This window comes from Candidatus Peregrinibacteria bacterium, from assembly GCA_030700255.1.
Taxonomy (GTDB): Bacteria; Patescibacteriota; Gracilibacteria; order UBA1369; family JABINC01; genus JABINC01.
In genome coordinates this window covers 1-19713 of the sequence record JAUYJN010000004.1, presented here as the reverse complement: position 1 = coordinate 19713, position 19713 = coordinate 1, and the positions used below count along the sequence as shown (strand labels likewise).

General features: G+C 40.7%; 21 protein-coding genes and 3 tRNA genes. 11 read left to right on the top strand and 13 right to left on the bottom strand.

Translation table 11 applies throughout. The features are described 5' to 3' along the window. The first annotated feature begins 128 nt into the window (after nucleotides 1-128). The 4 genes from Q8P68_00480 (at nucleotide 129) to Q8P68_00465 (ending at nucleotide 2778) form a co-directional block, all read left to right on the top strand. On the top strand, nucleotides 129-395 hold the full coding sequence (locus tag Q8P68_00480; protein ID MDP4007648.1) for a hypothetical protein: 267 nt from the start codon (nucleotides 129-131) through the stop codon (nucleotides 393-395). 49 nt (nucleotides 396-444) lie between these two features. Further along, nucleotides 445-1182, top strand: coding sequence for a hypothetical protein (locus Q8P68_00475; GenBank protein ID MDP4007647.1), 738 nt, complete (start codon nucleotides 445-447; stop codon nucleotides 1180-1182). Between the two features lie 60 nt (nucleotides 1183-1242). Continuing rightward, on the top strand, nucleotides 1243-2145 hold the full coding sequence (locus Q8P68_00470; GenBank protein ID MDP4007646.1) for an MBL fold metallo-hydrolase: 903 nt from the start codon (nucleotides 1243-1245) through the stop codon (nucleotides 2143-2145). A gap of 411 nt (nucleotides 2146-2556) precedes the next feature. Continuing rightward, nucleotides 2557-2778 (top strand): hypothetical protein, encoded by a 222-nt coding sequence (locus tag Q8P68_00465; GenBank protein ID MDP4007645.1) that lies wholly within the window; start codon nucleotides 2557-2559, stop codon nucleotides 2776-2778. Nucleotide 2779: 1 nt separating this feature from the next. Here the strand turns inward: Q8P68_00465 and murA are convergent, their stop codons facing one another. Next, nucleotides 2780-4051, bottom strand: a complete 1272-nt coding sequence (murA, locus tag Q8P68_00460; GenBank protein MDP4007644.1) for a UDP-N-acetylglucosamine 1-carboxyvinyltransferase — start codon at nucleotides 4049-4051, stop codon at nucleotides 2780-2782. 151 nt (nucleotides 4052-4202) lie between these two features. Between murA and Q8P68_00455 the strand changes: the two genes are divergently transcribed. From Q8P68_00455 to Q8P68_00440, 4 genes are all read left to right on the top strand, one after another. Further along, nucleotides 4203-4278: transfer RNA gene (locus Q8P68_00455), tRNA-Thr, on the top strand. A gap of 24 nt (nucleotides 4279-4302) precedes the next feature. After that, nucleotides 4303-4387: transfer RNA gene (locus tag Q8P68_00450), tRNA-Tyr, on the top strand. A gap of 18 nt (nucleotides 4388-4405) precedes the next feature. Further along, a complete protein-coding gene (gene murB / locus Q8P68_00445; GenBank protein ID MDP4007643.1) occupies nucleotides 4406-5317 on the top strand; it encodes a UDP-N-acetylmuramate dehydrogenase in 912 nt (303 codons plus the stop codon). Between the two features lie 122 nt (nucleotides 5318-5439). Further along, on the top strand, nucleotides 5440-5850 hold the full coding sequence (locus Q8P68_00440; protein ID MDP4007642.1) for a hypothetical protein: 411 nt from the start codon (nucleotides 5440-5442) through the stop codon (nucleotides 5848-5850). Between the two features lie 91 nt (nucleotides 5851-5941). Here Q8P68_00440 and Q8P68_00435 read toward each other — a convergent pair whose 3' ends face one another. Continuing rightward, nucleotides 5942-6445, bottom strand: a complete 504-nt coding sequence (locus Q8P68_00435) for a DUF192 domain-containing protein (GenBank protein ID MDP4007641.1) — start codon at nucleotides 6443-6445, stop codon at nucleotides 5942-5944. A gap of 3 nt (nucleotides 6446-6448) precedes the next feature. Then, nucleotides 6449-6949, bottom strand: a complete 501-nt coding sequence (locus tag Q8P68_00430) for a PRC-barrel domain-containing protein (GenBank protein MDP4007640.1) — start codon at nucleotides 6947-6949, stop codon at nucleotides 6449-6451. A 110-nt stretch (nucleotides 6950-7059) separates the two neighbouring features. Here Q8P68_00430 and Q8P68_00425 point away from each other — a divergent pair, with 110 nt between their 5' ends. Beyond that, on the top strand, nucleotides 7060-8016 hold the full coding sequence (locus tag Q8P68_00425; protein MDP4007639.1) for a hypothetical protein: 957 nt from the start codon (nucleotides 7060-7062) through the stop codon (nucleotides 8014-8016). Nucleotides 8017-8062: 46 nt separating this feature from the next. Continuing rightward, entirely contained in the window at nucleotides 8063-9904 is a 1842-nt protein-coding gene (locus Q8P68_00420) for an S-layer homology domain-containing protein (GenBank protein MDP4007638.1), read from the top strand. A gap of 1476 nt (nucleotides 9905-11380) precedes the next feature. On the opposite strand, the gene Q8P68_00415 is transcribed toward Q8P68_00420, so the two are convergent. The 6 genes from Q8P68_00415 to Q8P68_00390 form a co-directional block, all read right to left on the bottom strand. Further along, nucleotides 11381-11992, bottom strand: coding sequence for a hypothetical protein (locus Q8P68_00415; GenBank protein ID MDP4007637.1), 612 nt, complete (start codon nucleotides 11990-11992; stop codon nucleotides 11381-11383). An 81-nt stretch (nucleotides 11993-12073) separates the two neighbouring features. Continuing rightward, nucleotides 12074-13075 (bottom strand): hypothetical protein, encoded by a 1002-nt coding sequence (locus tag Q8P68_00410; protein ID MDP4007636.1) that lies wholly within the window; start codon nucleotides 13073-13075, stop codon nucleotides 12074-12076. Between the two features lie 175 nt (nucleotides 13076-13250). Next, nucleotides 13251-13327 (bottom strand) — tRNA-Pro (locus tag Q8P68_00405). 92 nt (nucleotides 13328-13419) lie between these two features. Continuing rightward, nucleotides 13420-13578 (bottom strand): hypothetical protein, encoded by a 159-nt coding sequence (locus tag Q8P68_00400; GenBank protein MDP4007635.1) that lies wholly within the window; start codon nucleotides 13576-13578, stop codon nucleotides 13420-13422. 104 nt (nucleotides 13579-13682) lie between these two features. Beyond that, nucleotides 13683-14162, bottom strand: coding sequence for an rRNA maturation RNase YbeY (ybeY, locus tag Q8P68_00395; GenBank protein ID MDP4007634.1), 480 nt, complete (start codon nucleotides 14160-14162; stop codon nucleotides 13683-13685). Between the two features lie 16 nt (nucleotides 14163-14178). Next, nucleotides 14179-15207 (bottom strand): glycosyl hydrolase family 18 protein, encoded by a 1029-nt coding sequence (locus Q8P68_00390; GenBank protein ID MDP4007633.1) that lies wholly within the window; start codon nucleotides 15205-15207, stop codon nucleotides 14179-14181. A gap of 240 nt (nucleotides 15208-15447) precedes the next feature. On the opposite strand from Q8P68_00390, the gene Q8P68_00385 reads away from it, so the two are divergent. Continuing rightward, nucleotides 15448-16248, top strand: a complete 801-nt coding sequence (locus Q8P68_00385; protein ID MDP4007632.1) for a hypothetical protein — start codon at nucleotides 15448-15450, stop codon at nucleotides 16246-16248. 1 nt (nucleotide 16249) lies between these two features. Here Q8P68_00385 and Q8P68_00380 read toward each other — a convergent pair whose 3' ends face one another. From Q8P68_00380 to Q8P68_00365, 4 genes are all read right to left on the bottom strand, one after another. Further along, a complete protein-coding gene (locus tag Q8P68_00380) occupies nucleotides 16250-16891 on the bottom strand; it encodes a DUF881 domain-containing protein (protein MDP4007631.1) in 642 nt (213 codons plus the stop codon). 12 nt (nucleotides 16892-16903) lie between these two features. Beyond that, a complete protein-coding gene (locus tag Q8P68_00375; protein MDP4007630.1) occupies nucleotides 16904-17641 on the bottom strand; it encodes a DUF881 domain-containing protein in 738 nt (245 codons plus the stop codon). A gap of 241 nt (nucleotides 17642-17882) precedes the next feature. After that, nucleotides 17883-18980: a sigma-70 family RNA polymerase sigma factor gene (locus tag Q8P68_00370; GenBank protein ID MDP4007629.1), complete on the bottom strand. Its 1098-nt coding sequence runs from the start codon at nucleotides 18978-18980 to the stop codon at nucleotides 17883-17885. Nucleotides 18981-19195: 215 nt separating this feature from the next. Next, nucleotides 19196-19713 (bottom strand): hypothetical protein (locus Q8P68_00365; GenBank protein ID MDP4007628.1); only part of this gene is annotated, 518 nt, incomplete at its 5' end.

The window sequence follows — 19713 nt, the reverse complement described above, 5'->3', positions numbered from 1 at the left end:
TCACTGAATATAGAGAGGTGGCCTTTTTCTTTGTAGTGGAATAAAGCTGATGCCTTAAACAAACTTGACAAAAATCTATCAGAATGCAAAACTCACGGACTAAGTTTTATTATTTAATATAAATCTTTATGACAAGATTTTCAGATAGAAGAATGCATCGTCAAGTATTGAGTGACGTCCCGGTTGCACAGCCACAGGCTCCCAAAATTAATTCAAGCGATAGTGCGACCAGGATTACATTATTTGAAGTGAGGTCAAAATTGAAGTTGCTTGAAGTTCAAGCCGAACGGAGAGTGGAAGAAGGAGTTTCAAATCGCCCAGCAAAGGGATTAAGAAAAGGTATTAGAAGATTGAAGGCTGAGGAGCGTAGTATTCTGGAAGGAACGAATCAATAGATTCAGTTCATTCGAAATATATAAATTTATTTATTATCTATAATTTATTATGACTGGATTAGAAGGCGGTACTTTGGCTAGAGCAAGAGCCAAGGGACCAAAACCAATTAGAGCTGGGAATCATCCTGATAAGCATCATAGGGCTCGGAGTAGATGGGTCGAAGCAGAGAAGGCGCGCAAGAAAGCCAAAAAGCCCTTTAAGATAACTGAGTCGCAAGGCGATAATGTCGTATTAATAAATGGCGTTAGTTATAGGTATAGAAGGTTACCATATAGCAAAGTGATGGATGGCATACCTCCATGTGATATAATTTTAGATATGTCGCCTGAAGAACGAGTACGGTTTGGAGTAGAGGCTTTGATAAGTGAAGAGGGGATTGCCAATATACTTGATGGTACGAGGGCTCAGGTCTCATTTTTGAAAAAACGCATAGAGGTGCCAAAGGATTTGCAGGATATATATTGGGGAGATGAGTCGCCTGTGCAAAGGAGGCTGCCAAATATTCGCCCTGAGCCGACATTGGATGACATTCGTGAGGAATTATTGTTCCTACTTAGGCGTGCTTACGAGAAAGCTCTTGAAAAAGAGATTATAGTAAAGAAAATTGGAGACGAAGAGGTTGAAATTATTCGTAAGGGAAGTTTGAGTAAAGGTGAAAGAAAGCAAATTCGAAAACTTAAAATGGAGTACAGGGAGAAGTCTTCAGGTATTGGGATGCTTATACCGGCGGCAATAGGTTCCGGGGCTTGGATTGAATTACTAGAAAAGCAGCCCCTTGCCGCTTAGTGGATTTTAAAGTTTTTTTAACTTTGTAGAGTATAAAAGCGGTATTCTTACTGACTTTTTATGCTTCAATTCGTTTTAAAACACATAAATAAGCTAATAATTGGACTTCTTATCGCAGTGGCTTTGCTTCATTTAACATTCGTTAAAATTCCAACACAAGCTGAGGTAAATTTTCTCGATATTGGGCAGGGCGATTCTGTGCTTATAGTTACGCCGGAGCTCCATACTATACTCATAGATGGTGGCCCGGGTGAAACCGTACTTGAGCAAATCGGAGAGGTTCTGCCATTTTTCGCACATGATATCGATCTTATGGTTTTAACTCATCCGCATAGAGATCATTTGGAGGGGCTTCTTGAGGTAATCCAGCGCTATAATGTGCATCATTTACTACTTGCCGGCGACGATTATGGGAGTGGTTTATATAGACAATTCCTTGAATTTGCCCGTATGGAAGAGGCCTCTTCCGGCCTACAAATCCACTTTGCAGAAGCTTCTACTGACATCAAGGTTCCGTCCGGCGATGGGGAGATTTTACTAGATATTTTTCATCCGATTAATCTGATAACCGGTCAAAAGTACGACAATGCAAATAATGCTTCTATAGTTATTAGAATGTCATACATTTCAAGGCTCCGGAGCCTTGAATCTTATTATAGGAGTTTTATGTTTACCGGTGATTGTGAAAAAGAATGTGAACAACAAATTTTAAGTGTATATCCCGCAACCGCACTTACAGCCGATATTCTCAAAATTGGTCACCATGGCTCTCGAACAAGCTCTTTGCAAGCTTTCCTCGATGCAGTTTCGCCAAAAATAGCAGTTATTCAGGTCGGGGCAGATAACCAATTTGAACACCCACATCCGGAAACATTGGAGAAGCTTTCAGCTATGAATGTAGAGGTTCACCGCAACGACCTCGAAGGCCGGATAACAATGCCTATGAATTTAACTAACCAATAATCATTAACTATTAATCACCAGCAACTATTGAGCTGTTGGTCAGCCATCATTACAGCCACATTAGAGCGAACCTAAAAATCCGACATTCGTTACTCGCACTAACACAGCACTTACATAGCACTATTTTCGCACTGCCTATGTGTCTGCGTAGTTTTAAGTCTCAAAGCTAACCCGACCAGGAGACACCTCTATTATGGGAAATAACAAACCTTACTATGTTCAATTACACCATCATGCCCTGCACTAACTTTGCACCAACAATGCATTTATATCGCATCAACGGCGTAAGTGCACATCGTACTATTGCCTTTTACTCATCATGCAAACTCAGTCCAATATTTCGCTACATCCGGCATCCAACTATATGTTCCAAATTAGAACCTAAAATTATTACCATTTAACATCTTAAGCATGGCAAATTTTACAATTCGTTTAGATGAATCGCGGAGGAGGCGGGCGCTTGAGCAAGCCAAAAAGCTTGATATACCACTGACCTTGGTTGTGAAAACCGCACTCGAAAATTTCGTCAAAAACCCTATCATTATAATAAACGGAAAGGATATTATTGAGTCAGCGGTGAGTATGAAGCGCGAGCTTGATAAGCTTGAACTGCTACTCGCCCGCAGGAACTAATTTATTCAATCCTGTTGATGTTTGCGCCGAGCGCTGTTAGCTTACCTTCGAGGTCTTCGTAGCCGCGGTCTATGTAGATTACATTTGAGATTTCTGTTTCGCCATCAGCGATGAGGGCGGCGAGTACCATTGCGGCCCCGGCGCGAATGTCGCAAGATGCGATTGGTACTGCATTTAGTTGTGTAGGTCCGAAGATTTTTGCTTGATGAGGATTTAAGAAGGCGACTTTTGCGCCCATCTTTTCGAGTTCAAAAAGATATGCGAGCCGTCCTTCAAATAATGTTTCAAATACTTCACTCAGGCCTTCGGCCTGAGTCATGAGTACGGCAAATGGAGCTTGAAGGTCCGTAGGAAATCCAGGATGAACGGCAGTTTTAATATTTACTGCATTTAGTTTTGTCACCGGTTTGAATGTCACAGAATTACCATCGAATTTAAACTTCGCGCCAGCCTCTTTCAGCTTATAGAAAAAGAAATCCAAATCTCTGAGATTGACATCTTCAAGAGTAACTTCTCCGCGCGTAAGCACAGCGGCAAGCGCCAAAGTTCCGGCTTCCAGGTAGTCGGAAACGATAGAATATATGCCTCCGGATATATTTGAAACTCCTTCTACAACTAGGCTATTTGACCCAATTCCTGAGATTTTTGCTCCAAGATGATTTAAGAAATGGCATAAATCTTGAACATGCGGCTCGCATGCAGCCAGGTGGATTTCGCTCACTCCTTTCGTAAGAACTGCAGCCATAATGATATTTTCAGTAGCGGTCACACTCATCTCCGGCATGATTATCACGCCTGATTTCAAAGGCCCCTTTATAGTGATTCCTTTTTCATTTTCTTCTATCTCTGCTTTGAATTGTCGGAGCCCATCGGTATGTGCACTCATAGATCTTTTCCCAAGTACGCATCCTCCGGGAAATGCCAAGCTTGCCTTTCCGCATTTTGCAGTCAGTGGGCCAAGAAGTAAGCTGGAAGCCCTCATCTTGCTAACTAGGTCGTGTGTAATCGGAGCGCATTTGAGCCCTCGCGGATCAATTATCAAAGTATTTCCATCGGCAGTTCCCGCCTTCCCTTTCCATTCTGTCTTCACACTGAGTGCCTTGAACACAGTTCTCATTGTATTTACATCTGAAATCCTCGGTACATTTTGCAAAGTAACTTTGTCATCTGCCAAAAGAGCTGCGCACATAATAGGCAAGGTCGCATTTTTTGATCCACTGATTTTCACAGTCCCTTTTAGGGCATGCCCACCTTTTACTAGGAATTTTGACATCAGTCATGCAGTTAGTTTGTACGAATAAAGTTATAGAGGATTAATACGCCTTAAGTCCAATGTATTTTAGTATATAAATTATAGTTCTTATTGACTCAACCTATACTACTTTAGTACTATCCCTACGCTCTTTTAAAGTGTATGGATTTAAGCCACCTTAGCTCAGTTGGTAGAGCGTCCGCCTTGTAAGCGGATTGTCGTCGGTTCGACTCCGACAGGTGGCTCCATCTTTTTTTAGAGAAGTAAGCTGTGGGCAGGTTCCGGAGTGGTTAAACGGGGCAGACTGTAAATCTGTTGGCTACGCCTTCAGGGGTTCGAATCCCTTCCTGCCCACCATTTTTTTTACATCACATAGTGTTTAAGGCATTTCCACAATTAAGAAGGGACGAGCCTCTTAGCAAGCATTGCTGGTACGCCCTCGGTGGGCCTGCTGATTTTTTTGTAGAAGTTGATAATACGGATGATATCCCAAAATTAATTCGTGAAGCACGTGAAAATAATTTGCCTTATTTTGTACTTGGAGGTGGCTCAAATACGGTATTTCATGATGAGGGACTTAGGGGGCTTATAATAAAGGTAGCCGCTAATAATTTTGGATTTAAAGATGATTTTGAAAATGATAGCCTTGTAATTGCTGCCCCTGGGGCTTTGACTTCTCAGATCGCAAAAGAGTCAATCGACCGAGGCCTTACGGGGATTGAATCTCTTTATGGATTGCCGGGCACCGTCGGTGGGGCGATCTTTGGCAATGCTGAAGCTCACAAAGCAAGCATTGGAGATTTCGTGGAATCGATAATTTTGTACGATGCGGATATGGATTCCATAAGAGAGGTCAGCGCAGAATATTTTGGATTCGCATATAGGCATTCAGCCCTGCATAAGACTGGTGAAATTATTTTGAAAGTAATTTTGAAACTTGAGAAAATAGATAAAAATGATGAAGCCAAGCAAAAAGCGATAGATGCGCTAAATTTTCGTAAAGAACATCAGCCAGCTGGTCGAAACAATGGGTCTTTCTTCAAAAATCCAGATGGAGACTCTGCTGGTAGACTTATAGATGTTGCAGACCTTAAAGGGACAAAGATTGGCGGTGCCTATATATCTGAGAAGCATGGAAACTTTTTTATGAATGACGGCACCGCCAAAACACAGGATTTAATTGATTTAAAAAATCTCGCACAAAGGACTATAAAAGAGAAATTTGACATAAATTTACGCCCTGAAGTTCGCATTATTATGCCGGATGGGACGTGTTTAAGTGATTAGAAGTCTTATTTGTAAGTTAAATATATTGGATATTTCTAGCATTATTGCTTGTATGAGCTAAAAATCTTTGTTAAAATTACTAAGAACTAATAAAAAAACTCAAATAGATAACCAAAATATCCATGAAAAAAGCACTTAAAACACTTTTTTCGCGACAAACTTTGTATTTCATTCCACTTTTAGGATTGGCAGTTTTGTTCGCGTACCACTTCAATGCGCCGGATTTGGCGTTCGCACAGACAGATCTTATTACACCTACAGATAACCCAACTCGTATAGGTGATGCAACTGGAGGAGACTTTCGTATGTTACTTCTTCAATTCCTGAATTTCTTCCTTGGGTTCCTAGGACTGCTCGCAGTACTACTTGTGATCTACGGAGGATTCTTATATATGACTGCAGCTGGTGACGACGGTAAGACTGAAAACGGTAAGAAAGTTATTCTTTACGCTGTGATCGGTATCATCATAATCTTGATATCATTCGCACTTGTAAATACTCTAATCAATGGATTACTCGTAGGTACCGACTAAGACGTCCGCAATTTAAGTGCTATAATTTAATTACAAAAACGCCCCATCAAAAATGGGGCGTTTTATTTTCGCGCTCCGCGCGAAACCACCCTCAATCTATATTTACCGTATCGCCTATATTGATGTCATGATTTTCAGCGAACCCGCTATTTACTTCAAGTACATACAAACTTGGGATAACTGGTTTAAAAGAAGTTGGATAAGTATCTGGGTTTACATTTTGTCTTATATCAAATACTCGTAGTTTGCCGTCTTTAGAGTCATCAAGACCTATCCAGATTATATCTATTGGAAAATTCATATCTTTCATCCAGATACTATGGAGCCCCGGGTTCTCAAATACAAACAGAAGTCCGCTATCCTCACTTAGAGATTCCCTGCCTGAGAGCCCGAGCATGCGATCAGAGTCGCTCCGCGCCACCTTTACCGGCACATCTACCCCATCTATCAATACATTAGCTTTCTGCGCACCGCACGAAGCGAGCGCGAGCGCTGTGAACCCGAGTACCGTGAAGGATTTGAATATTGGAAGTGCTTTGCACGCCTTATTTCGCAACGCAAGCTGCGCGCGTTGCGTGAAGTTTTTTTTCATCATAACTTAAGCGGTAACAACGGGGACAGTTTTAGCTTTTATGGTTTCATGCAGATCTTTTACAATTATTTTATCAGCTTTTATCTCTACGATGCTCTTGTATTGGATGAGCGTTTCAAAAGTAGTGTAAAAAAAGAATTTTTTCTTTATAAAAATCTGCCATAGCATCATAGCTTTGGTTTCGATAGAAAAATCATACACACGCCCGATAAATTCATTACTTTCGGTGTAAACCGGCTTGTAGAGTATGTCATCAGAACCCTTTGGGATAGTTTGCAGGCGAATCACATTTTCCTTGGTAGTCAGTGCTTCGCTATCATTTATATGTACAAATTTACCCCATTTAATAATATCAAAAGGAGTCAAAATTTGCTTGAACCCACACTTAAGAGCAATCACACTCCCATTTTCAGGATCAATACTAACACCGGTCACCAGCGAAATCACGCCTTCAGCTTGATTGCTCACCACATTTGTCCCCAATATTTTTGAAAATTGTATTTTCACACGCATTATTATAACTGAGATCCCCCAACTCTCCAAAACGATGTGAACTCCACCTTGCCAAAATTAAACTTGATAGTTTAGAATCCAAAACTATTATTAATTCAAGCATTATGTTATCAAAATCAGAAAGGGAGGATAGAATTGGCGATGTAGAGGATGTAGCGGCTGGGTTGTATGGAAGTGAAAAATTCGTTGGAGTTTTCCGAGGTACCGGATGGGGTGGGCTTTTATCAAACTCTCTACCAATTGAGGGTACACGTTTGGATTATTGGCCTCTCGTTCCCGGTGTCGAACTTGGGCAGGGTGGGCCGGATGGGCATACGGAGAAGAGAGCGGAGGTAAGGGAGGTAGATGGCGTTGAATATCTGGATCTATCAAAAGTTCATGGATATGAAGGTGGGCAAGAGGCTTCAGATATAATAATAACAGGATTACGTAAGAATTTACGCGGAGTGATATTGTCATGTGGAGCCGGGTCTCTGGCCGGACCTCTGCCACTTGATGAAGATATAGAGAAAACTTTATCTCGATCAGAGGCTGATATTATGCGTAAAATGATCAATGAAGCGATTGAAAGAGATGCGTTGGTCGCTCGTGGAGGACGTCCACTTACACATATGCAAGTTGGACAAATAGGAATTATACGTGAAATCGCACCTGAAATGGTGCAGACTGCTATGCATAGGTATGCAAGTGGATTTACAGGCCCGTATTATGCATGGCTGCACAGCCATGATGATAGATACTTTGCTTTTTTACGAAAGACATTAATGGAGGTTCAAGGATCTGCTCCGGAAGTAATTTATGCTGATACGTTTGGACCCACTTGGGAACCACCTAGACTTCAAAGGGTACTTGCCCGTAATGGTGTTGATATGGTTGGAATGAGTCAAGCTAGAGATGCTCGGGCTTGTGCAGAAAATAATATTCCCGGAGGGGCCATTGCTCTCACAACAAATGGAGTAGGCGTTCATAGTCATGAGGCAAATCAGGCCGTAGGCAGGAGTAAAGAAGATGTTTTGCTTGAGTTTGCAAAAAATGCGATTCGAAACTTCCCAAGGGATTAATATTGATACACTGGAGTTTTGTAAGGTGTTTTGATATTATCGGCGTATGAAAACAAAGTTTACAATAAAAAAGTTTTTGATATCGATTAGTTCGGTCATCGTAGCTTTGTGTTTTTATGTGAATTCGGCGTACGCATCTCAGGATATTTATTATGGGGACGCGCTGAATTGGGCGGTTTCTGAGGGGATAGTAGATGGGTCGAGCGTGAGCTCGGCCACTAATTTTGCATGGTTTAGGCCGGGAGATAGTGTAAATCGGGCGGAAATGGCAAAAATGATGATGATTGCACTTAAATTGCCGGTAGAACACGGGCTCACGCAGGCATTTTTGGATGTTTCTCCATCGGCATGGCATTATGATTATGTGCATTCCGGTAAGAAAAATAATCTTTTTGGTGGATATACAAATGAGGATGGTGTTGCGACGGGCTTTTTTGGGCCGCGTGACGAAGTCACGCGGGGAGCTATCGCAAAAGTGCTTACACAAGCTTATGAATTTGAGAATGTAGCCTGTGGCACTGTATTTAAAGATGTAGATTATTATGCCTGGTACTCACCGTTTATAGATACTATGTGTGTCGCGGGGATTATTAGGGGAGATATTTTGGGACGCGCTCGTCCCGGCGTCGCCGTGACTCGCTCCGAATTTGTAACCATGCTCTACAGAGCCGCAGGCTCACCATATGTTTTAACTGAAGAGGATAAAAAGGTTGTGCCGGTTACAAGCATATTCCCGGAATTAGATGCTGATTTTATACCATATTTAGAGCCGAACGTTACTGTAGGGCCAAATGTCGAGATGGATCCAATTGAAGAGGACGTACTAATTCCTGAAGTGGATTTTCCGGATTTTGACGCCGTGACATATAACAATTTTGCTCGGTTAAATGCGCCCACTGGAACTTGTCCGAATGGATCTTGCGCAGCACACATCGCACAATTCGAAATCACACCAATATACGATAGTATTATCTTCCGTGGGCTTACACTCAGGAACGATGATGATTCAAATAATTTCAGCGGTAGATTTGGTACATTTTTCCTTGTCCACGAGGGCAAAGTTATAGATACGGCCTCTTTTAGTGATACGAGTGGGGGCGGTGACGCAATTGTGAATTTCAATGGATTCTCACATGTTTTACCCAAAGGTAAGCGCCACAAATTAAATGTGCTTGCAGAGATTCATGATATTTCAAACGCAGACCGGTCCGGTTCATTTCTCAAGCTTTATATAGAAAATGGTGGCGCTATAGATGCTATTTCAAATACCAATGGACTTTCGGTAGCTTCAAACAACATAACCTTAAACGCAGGTCCAACGGGCCCTTATATTCAAACTCATATAATAAGAAAGAGCTACCCTATTATAGAAGTGGATAATGAATTTATTCCAAAGAAAATTTATACCTCACTCAACAATACAAAAGTTTATAAATTCAAAATGAGCGCGCATCCAAATGGAGACGTGGAATGGAGTAAGCTTACATTTAATATCCAAGAATCTAGCGGGATCACATCTTCAAATTACAAACTTTATGTGGAAAATTCAGGCAATGCTATCAATACAGCCGCATCAGTTTCCGGCGGCAAGGTAACGATTGTCCCGGCAACGCCTATGAAAATCCCTTCCGGTCAAACTGTAACATTTATATTAAAAGCAGATATTAGCCTTACCAATACGGCTCAGTCGCAAAACCTTGCCCTGACCTTAACGGCAGCCAATGATTCCACCCTACTCACCTCTTCAGCTACCGCCCTCTCAAGTAGCGATTTCATATGGTCGGATATCTCCGACAAAAATCACAGTCTTTCAACCCTTGATTGGACAAACGGTTTCGAAGTCGACACATTCGACTTCGAAACCCAAAACATCAGCTACCAAGGATAGTCTTATAACCAAAAATGGTCGCAAATACTGAACGAAGCGTTTTCGTAATCTTCGTGCTCGTAAAGCATGTCGGCATATGCCCAAATCCAGTTAGGGTGATGTGGATTTTTTTCAAGTGCTTTTGTGTAAAATTCGCTCGCCTTACAGTTTTACTCTACGTAGATAGAAAATTGCGTACACAACCATATATGCGAATGGGATGAGTGACAGGAACAGACCAAGGCGTTCGTTGGGCATATCGGTGGATGGCACGGAGTTGAGATGCGGGAATGAATGAAACAGGATAAAATACATACCCAACGTGAACACTCGTGCCTGGAGCCATCGGTCTTTATTTGTGAATCCGATAATCAACGCGGACGCAAGCACGGCAATGTGCTGCAGGGAACTCTGAAATCCAAAATTGAGATATATGAACATCCAATTCCATAACGTATACCCGATAATCCACGGCAAGGTCATGCCACTCCAGTACAAATCCATATATCGTCCAATCTTATCGATATGGATTGTGCGAAGTTTTTCCAAAGTTGCCACTAAGAGAAAACCGGTCACGACATTCAAATAATTCGCAGTGTCGCCGGTGACCGCGTCCCTCATGGTCGCCTCTAATATGTTCACCACAAGAAACGCGTAAACTATCAGTTGAATGATCGTGGCATTACCGCCGAGTCTTGTGACTCTCAATAAGGAAAGCATAAAGATCCCACTCGCAATGGAAAGGACCTTAACCCATGGGAACCAATCTATGTTTCCCACCAGCAATATCCAACAGGAAGACAGTATAACTGTGGCAATTGAAAAAAAAGCCAAAGCAAACCGCGGATAGCGATGAAATATCTCCTCCGTAAGAAGGAGGCCGGCGAACAGCCATATGGTGAAAAAAAACATCTCTTTTGCTTCTTAATTTTTTAAATGTCATACGGTCTCCCTGGACTTTACTACAAAGGTCGAATTATGCAAACTCTTTAATTTTAACAAAATTGATTTCAAAAAAGTTGAGGAGGGAAAGATAGACTTCCCAGAGGATGAAGGGAAAGGTCGGTTTTAAGGACGAGCGGAAGGATAAAGATTGCCTCCCCACAAAATTTTCCCCGGGGAAAAAGTGGTTGAGTTGGGCTTGTATAAGCCGTTTTAGTATTTCCTTGTTAAATTGTACCCTCATTTTGTGTTTCATTTTTTTTGCATTGGCATCGCATCTGTTTATAATGTTCAGTTTTTCCACCTGTTTTCTGACTTTCAAAAGTGTGCGGGCGCACACTTTTAGCCTCATATAATAGCTCAAACAAGCCATTTTGTTCTGATAAAATGTAAACTGCATTCAATAGCTTACCTAAACCTAAACCTAAGCCCCATCGTTCGCCAAAGCCAAAACTAAACAGGAAGAGGAACTATTTTTTACCTATATCCCCAAATCTACGCCTTTTTCGGGGCGGAATTAGGGTGAGCTGGGTGGGTTTATCTATATTTCTTTTATCACCTTAACTTACTTTTTAATTGTTCCATATATATTTCGCCGCAACTCTCATGCATTCTGAACAAAATCAACTGAATTGTTTTGTATGAACCGGTCGGCAAAGAATCCACATATTTATATCTTTTATATTTAGGTTCCCACATATAGCCCAATAACTCATTCAAGGATACATATAAACTCAACAAAATATAATTTGATTTTTCCGATTTTGATTTACTGTGCTCATATTCCGGACAGCGAATATGAAAAGTCAGCGGCCCAAGTTCATTTTCCATCATACGCCTAGCAGCATTTCTGATATTACCATTTTGATTTTTAAGCAGATACAAAAACCAGGGAAACAAAAAATCCGGCTGCTGTTCTCTGCCATGCAGGAAATATAAGACTGACACGGCCACAACAAAATTTTCCATCCGCCAATCCTCAATAATGTTTACATATTCATTCGGTGCATTTTCTATGATTGATTGAATCTCGTGATATTGTCCACCGCTTTTAGAGTCATGCAAAAGTTTCCTTACCCCTCTTGCCGCTTTGCGGCTCTCCTCTTTATCTCCGTTCAAAATAACATCAAATAGTTCGGTGAATGTTTTTGTCGATTTTGTTTCCATGTGTTTTCAATTACTTGTCTCTGTATCAATTCTCTATCAAATAAATTCTATCTTCTGCTTCGTTAATTAGGAAGACTAGATTTATACTTCACTGATTATATCAAACCCTTTGGCGGAACCGGTAAGACTTAGCCCAAAAACTTTTTCGGCTTGTTCCTGATGTTTCATTTTTCTGGCGATTTCGTGCATGGTCGCTCCGGAACCGACTGCGTCATCAATCACCAAAACTGTTTTATATTTTGGAGATTTTAGCACATACATTGTCGTGGCGGCATTCCCAATTCGCTCATGAAGCTTGGAAAGTGATTTCTGTGGACGAACAATTTCCATCCTAGCCTTTTGAACTTCTATTTTTGGCAATTCAATATTGAGCTGTTTTTCCAAAACATGCATGAACTGAATTTCTCGTTTTATTGAGGGTGGCGTAAAAGCCACGGCATCAATTTTTTTCCAAGAAAGAAACTCCTTAAATTTGGGTTGCGCAATAGTCAAAATTTCATCAATCAATTTTCGATCCTGACCTTGTTTCGCATACAGTAAGAGTTGTCCAAGTTTTGTTTTCCCAAAAATAGGCCAAGCGTAAAAATCCATATACCACATGCCATCCAAAATAGAATCATGGAATGTTTCTTTGAGTTTTTCTTTTCCATTAAAAAAGCCGTTTTCTTTTTGTTTTTCATATTTTTTGAAAAGCTCAACATATTCTTTAGCTTTTTGGTCAACCAAAAACTCACGCTCTTGGCACCACTTCGTGAAGCCGGCAGTTCCATATACCTTTTTACCCAAAGGAGTAATGAGCAGAAAATTATCATCAATAATCCTCTCCTCTTTCCCAAATATCATTGTGGAATCTGCTTTCTCTTGAGATTTTGTTCGATCAATTGGCAGAGCTCTTATTGTGGGAACATAGAACACACGGGGAACTTTCCCTATTTTTTCTACTGAACCGGATTCTATCAGTTTTTTGAGATGGTATTGAGCCATGCGCCTTTCAATATCAAACTGCTCCACCACTTCCTTCACGGTAATTTGTCCGTAGCGTAGGATAGAATCCATTATTTGCTGTTTTGTATTTTTTGGCATATTAGTGAATTTATTGCGTATTGCATAATGCAACGTGCAATATACATGAAAAGTTTAAGAAATTCAAGAAAAAGGCGGTGAGGACTATAGATTGCTGATTGTTTTATGAAAAGTTTATGGATGCTAGCATCCATACTTTCCGCTAAAATAGGTTCGAGCTTCGTTCAGTATTTTCTGGTCGGGGTGAAAGGACTCGAACCTTCGACCTCGCGGTCCCAAACCGCGCGCACTAGCCAACTGTGCTACACCCCGATGTGTATCAAACTCCTGATTGTCGCTTTATTATCAGTAAAACATCCGTTTCAAAGCACGGGGAGTATATAAAATCTGCTATTTGAAGTCAATTACTGATTTGAAAAATGTTGGACGTTTCCAATTTCACTAGATGTGCCGTTCAAGCGTGCACTTATATTATCCGGCATCGTGCTAAATAAGATTGCTCCTATCACAACGAGTGTGAGAGCGACAACGAGTAACCTAATTGGTTTCATCTTTTTTGACATTTTTTAAATCTTTATAAATCTAAATCGTATAATTATACCACAAATAAGCCTACTGGTCAAACATTTAGGATTTCAAGATTATAGATGACTCTGGTCATTTCACGCTAAGTTCTACGCAAAATCTCATAGGCGATGCTCATCATTTCTTCTTCTTCTTCGGGGGTCATGTGGTCGTAGTTGAATATATGTAGGATGCCATGGAGGGTTAGGAAGGTGAGTTCAGTGATGAAGCTTTGGCCGATTTCATCGGCTTGTTCTTGGCATTTTTCGAGTGATATGTAGATTTCGCCAAAAACTTCCTCAGGGAGATTTGGTATTTCGTTGTTGTGTAGTGAATCAGTTAGTCGAAGTGAGAGTACGTCTGTTGGACTATCGATAGATCGAAGATTTTTATTTACTTCTGCGATTTGGTCATTTGACTGAAAGTTCACTTCGATAATCTCTACGGAAGCCTCATCTATATGGTTTAGAGCTATGAGTTTTTTGTTTGCAGCCAAGATCAGTTCGTTGAGAGCGGTCTCCCATCCATCCGGAAGAAGTCCTGCTAAAGTATCTGCGTGTAAAAATGTTTTTAAGTGAATCATAGTGGGTAATATATTATTAACGGCTAACTACTCCAAGCCATTTTTCGCGCCAGGTCTTCCATTCTGATTTATCTGTTGTCCATCTGGCATAGATAGCGAGGCCTATGAGATCGTCAGGGTTTGTACGTATATTTTGCAGTCCGATTTTCACTCCATCTATGGCGGTACTTACATTCTCTATATTGGAATCAAAATTATTGCGGACATCTTCGTAAGATGGGATCCCCATGAGCGCTTTGCCAGGAGCTACTTTGAGTAAAAATATAAGCTCTTGCTCCATGAACCATTTATAAAGTTTAAGATCTTTAAAGCTTGTGTCATAACTCATCATAACGACGTAGTCGAGGTTTCCTGCTATTTCTTTTGTGTATTTTAGGCTGCTATAGTTGAGGGATAGATCATGGCCAAGAAATGAGTCTTTGGAGATCAGTTTAAGAGCCTTTATCGGCAATTCCGGCACTATGGGGCTGATTGCTGCAGAGAGCTCCGCCGGAACCCCCTCTGCTTCAAATTCTCGACGTAACTCCCAGATAAGTAGTGCGAAATCAGGGTCTGACTGCATAGGTTCTATATTTAGATGAATTCCATCAAAACCGATGTCTTTGATTAAGTGAATTGAATCTTTGATAATATTTTGTCGGATTTCCGGATTCTCGATATGTAATTCGTTGCGTACCTGCCCTATCCAAGCGTGAAATTTCATATCCGGAGCAAAGCTTTTGGACATCTCCAAGAACCTTTTAGCCTCCGGATAACGAGACTCCGGTATGATGCCATCATCCCCTATTGGCCCTGTATGTAGGAATATAAGTGAAATGTCATTACTTATCATTTCAGAAAGTAGGGTGTGAACCTTTTCATTCGGAGATTTTATTTGCACCCATTCATGAGCCATCCATACAGCGTTTGTTTTTTTGAGTCCGATGTCGGCTTTGATATTTGTATGAACTCCAAATACAAAATATTTTATTAACCCAAGCGCAAGTAACCCGAGCACAAGTAGGAGGATAAGTATCTTGGAGCAAATTTTCAGAAAAGTATGCATTAGTTATTTTTTGTCAGTTCAAAGTAGACAGACTAACTGTACAAAGAATAAGTAGACATGTCTAGGTTGGCGGTGCAAAACTTTGTCTATAGACGTCTATTGACATGTCTATAGAAGAGTGTCACACCCTTTGTTACACTCTTTATTTGCCAATCCAAAAAGGTGTGGTAAAATGTCTGCAAGATAGGTGGTGGCACTTCCTTAAAAATATTGTATTATATAATGTAGACACGAGTAGACATGAGTAGACAAAGTAGACAAAACATGGATGGGAGGATAGACAGGCAGGCGGCTGCTGATATTTTGTCAATTAGTCAAAGAACACTCGATAGACACGTGAAAAATAAGCGTTTGTATAGCCGAAAGGTGAATGGCCGTATTTGGCTAGATGAAGAGGAGGTTAGGATGTTTAAGAAGGCTCGTGAGCAAGGTGTCCTCGAAGATTCGACTAGACAACATCAGGGCCTAGAAACTGGCGAAAATCATGGTATAATCAATATAGACACGAGTAGACACGATGTAGACAAAGTAGACACGGGGTCGTCATTGACTGAGACGCAGGAAAAGGTGTTGTCACTTCTTGGAAAACAAGTTTTGCACAATGACAAAATCGAAGAAAATGTTGTGATTCGGCCGTTACACATTGCTCAAAACACCGCTCCAAGCATGACTCCGTACGCCCCGCAAAATTCATCTTCTCAGTTTGCATATTATTATTCTGAGGGGATTTATCAGAAACTATATGAGGAACTAAAAGAAGAACACAGATTGAACCAAAAGCGCATAGAGTCGGCAAATTACAAAGTAGGGCAACTTGAGGCTCAAATAGAGTCTATGATTCCTATGCTTGAATACAGAAAGCAGAAGGAGCAATTTCGTAAACTTGAATCCGGCCTAAAGGTGCAAATAGAAAAGCGTGAGATCCAACTCAAAAAAGCTCGTCGATTGGTGCAGAGCGAGCAGCTCAATAAATGGATTTTCGCAATCCTAGCAATCTCATTGATAGTTTTGCAGCCAATTATCTGGTTGATGAGTAAATAGGTTATCTAACGGCATTCATTGTAATACTGTCAATTTGACTGACATTTATTTTGATACCAGGGTAAACATTTGAGATGCGAGCGGAGATAGATCCTTGCTGTACCAGTATTTTCACCAATACATCCGCATTACCTATGGCCTCTATTTTGTATGGCACACGAATTGGGACTTTATTTAAATAAATCTGTCCGTTGAAATTTTCAAACCCTTTGGTATACGGCGAAAGCCGAATACCATTTACTGCGATAGCCTCGGCCCCTGCTGTCCATAGCTCGTTTTGCGTATCTACAAGCCATGACGTATCAATCTTTTTATCCAATGTCATCATTATCCCGGGGCCTTGCACAGTTGTTAGCCCGGCGATGATTCTGTTTTTCTCAAGTGCCGTACGAATAGATTCTAGAAATGAACGCCCATCCGTCAGATTTTCTAATTCGAGAGTCAGTTCGACAATTTCTTGTTTGAGCTCATCGTTTGTAAGTTTCAAAACCTGTATTTCACGAAAAATATTATTTGCATTGCTATCACGAACTATATTTTCAACTTCTTTAAAAGAGCGAAATTGCAAAACTATAAAAAATCCGCATAGGGCTCCAACTATTATGAGAAGAGGCTTTAACTGTTTGTATTCCTTTGAACCCATTTTTATAGATAATTATTGTTGTATTTCTGTAATTTTCGCCAGGTTATCCGTTCTAAAATTCCCATTATATAGTGGAAGTGAAATTGAATCTTTGGCTTGAAATTTTAGCACAATACCATGATCCTCTACCCTTCTGTATATATCAAAAAGTAGTTTGTCATCAGTAAGAAGCCGCAATATCTCAGTTGGATTATCGGTGACAACTGAAATTGTAAATGGTGGAAGCATGTTAAAGTTATTTACAAGGATCGTATTGCCTACGCAATTGATAGGGGAGCTAAATATTATACGCTGGTTGTTTATGGCAATTCCCTTGGTATTTGTAGAAAATATCAAATTGGTCAAATCTCTTAGATCGGCGGCGTGTATTAGTGCATCGTTATTTACATCGAGCTCTGGACGATTTACGGTAGGGGAGTCTTCAAAAATTATTTCGATCCCGGGGCCGGTGATTTGTGTAAGCCCAAGATCCGATTTAATTTTATTTAATTTGTTTTGCTCTTCCGTTGGTATAAAATATGAATTTTGTTCTTGCAGATCAGCGATAGAAGAACGGAGGTTTGTAATTTGGCTCTTGAGCACACCCTGTTCCTCAGTATACAGCATAACGAGCTCATGCTGAGCTTCTATCACCTCGGTTGGGTGTGAACCGGGGATTAGGAGGTTTTCTGTAAACTGGGTGCTAAAAAGCACACCAATCAAGGCTCCGGCCATTAGAAACAAAAATGTAATTGTGATAGTCGACCTCATCAATAGCCTTGATAATATAAATATATCAGACAATAGACATCTTAACGCTAAAGTAAGTATTGTGCAAAACTTTGTCTACCGGTGTCTATAGACAAACAAAAAAGGCCTGATCTTGCGATCAAAGCCCCTTTTGCTCAATATTTTTCACCCACAATGAGTTTATATAACAATCTTTTCTATTGCAACATTAAATAGACCAAAATGTAGTATGTAGACACCTCTGTCAACACAAGATGCAGTGTTACTCTGTGAAATCTTTTAGTTGGCGTTTCCTAGTTGGGTGCCGCAATTTGCCAAGAGCTTGAGCTTCGATCTGCCTAATGCGTTCACGGGTGAGGCCAAATTCTTTACTAATTTCTTCAAATGACATTGGGGCGCGTAGCTTCGGATATCCTTCGCATGGTAATCCAAATCGCAATCTCATTATTTTTTCTTCACGTGGACGCAGGTCAGCGAGTACATCATTTAGTCGTGCCCTTAATTGATTGTTATCAGTGGGACATTCAACAACTTCAGCCCCATTATTAGAAATATAATTTCCAAGTGTATTCTTACTATCTTTTCCAATAGGCGTTTCAAATGAGAGTGGGTGTAGGCTTATCAGTAGAAGCTCTCTTACCTTTGTTATTTTAATATTTAGCCGCGCTGCAATCTCTTTGGGTGTTGGGTCACGATTGAGCTCATTCGTCATTGCTCTTATAGTCATCATGATTTTATTTGTATCTTTTACGGCATCTATACTTCGGTGAATTAGATGAGACTGTCCGGATATTCCTCTCTTTACCGCTTGCTTTACCCACCATACAGCATAGGTGGAAAATCTAACTCCACGATGATATTCAAATTTTTCGGCCGCACGCATAAGCCCAAAGAAGCCCTCCTGGACTAAATCTGCAAATGGGAGGTGGGGTGCTCGCCAACATTCTTTTTTTGCAACAGATATAACCAGTCGTATGTTATGTTGTACAAGTTTAAGTCGAGCAGCGGCTTTTATATCATCATTTTCGCCTTCTAAAGATAATTTGCCGAGATCTTGCTCTTGCTCCCTTGTGAGATTGGGAAATCTTTCGGCGGCTTTAAGTAGTTTGCCAATCAAACTTTGCTCTTCATTACCTTCTTCACTTCTTGGTTTTGATCTGGCTTTTTGCTTTAAAACAGCATCCCCTAGGTTTATAGCCTCCAATAGGTCATGCCGATTCGGTGGCAGCTCATCATTTGCAATAGCGTCATAATCGTAACCACCACCAGTTACTGAGTCATTAGTATCTCGGCCTTTTTTCGTCGCCGAGCCAATTTCAAGACTAGCTTCTTCAGGCCATTTCCCAGCAGAGTCAGACATGTTTTTTTATTAAAAATCTTAGAGGTAAAGATACCATCCCTTTACTAATTTACAAGATATTCTGTAGTAGCGATTGAATTAAAGCTTCACCATTTTTCAAATAACGAGGTCTGTTTTTTTGGTGCGGTTTTGTTACCTGCCTCCAACCTTCGTTTCGCTTCCACCTGGCAACTTTCATGATTTCACCTCACTTTTCCCCACCTCACCCGTCACCATCACTTTCCCCCCTTCATCTTCAAAAACCTCTCGTCAATCGAGTGAGCGATGTCATGGTGCGCTTTGCAGAATGGCGCCATGAAATACGGATTGTGGCTATGGGTAAGCTCAAATCGCTTCGTTCGATGAATCTGTTCAGCGTTTTTTTCGCAATTCCGCACCGCACATTTTGTGCCGAATTCTTTTTTCACAATTTCCTTAACTTTTCGTGGCACATACCTCGATACTTCTTCGCCATTCGCCATTTTTTCTTGCTCTTTTATAGCTATCTCTTGCTCAATCTCCGCCTTCTCCTCCGCGATTCCTTGGTTTCTTTTTTGTAAGAATTCATTGAACAATTCGTCTATTTTAAGCCCTTTTTCTTGCAATTCCAAAAGTTGGTTAAGCGTATTTTCGGAAAGATTAAGTTGAAGTTTTTTGCGCGCTGACCCGTTTTTCACCGCATTTTCAACTTTCGTCCCACAATCTGCTGCCACCTCAACTTCTCCTTCACTCGTTTTATCATCCTCGATCACCC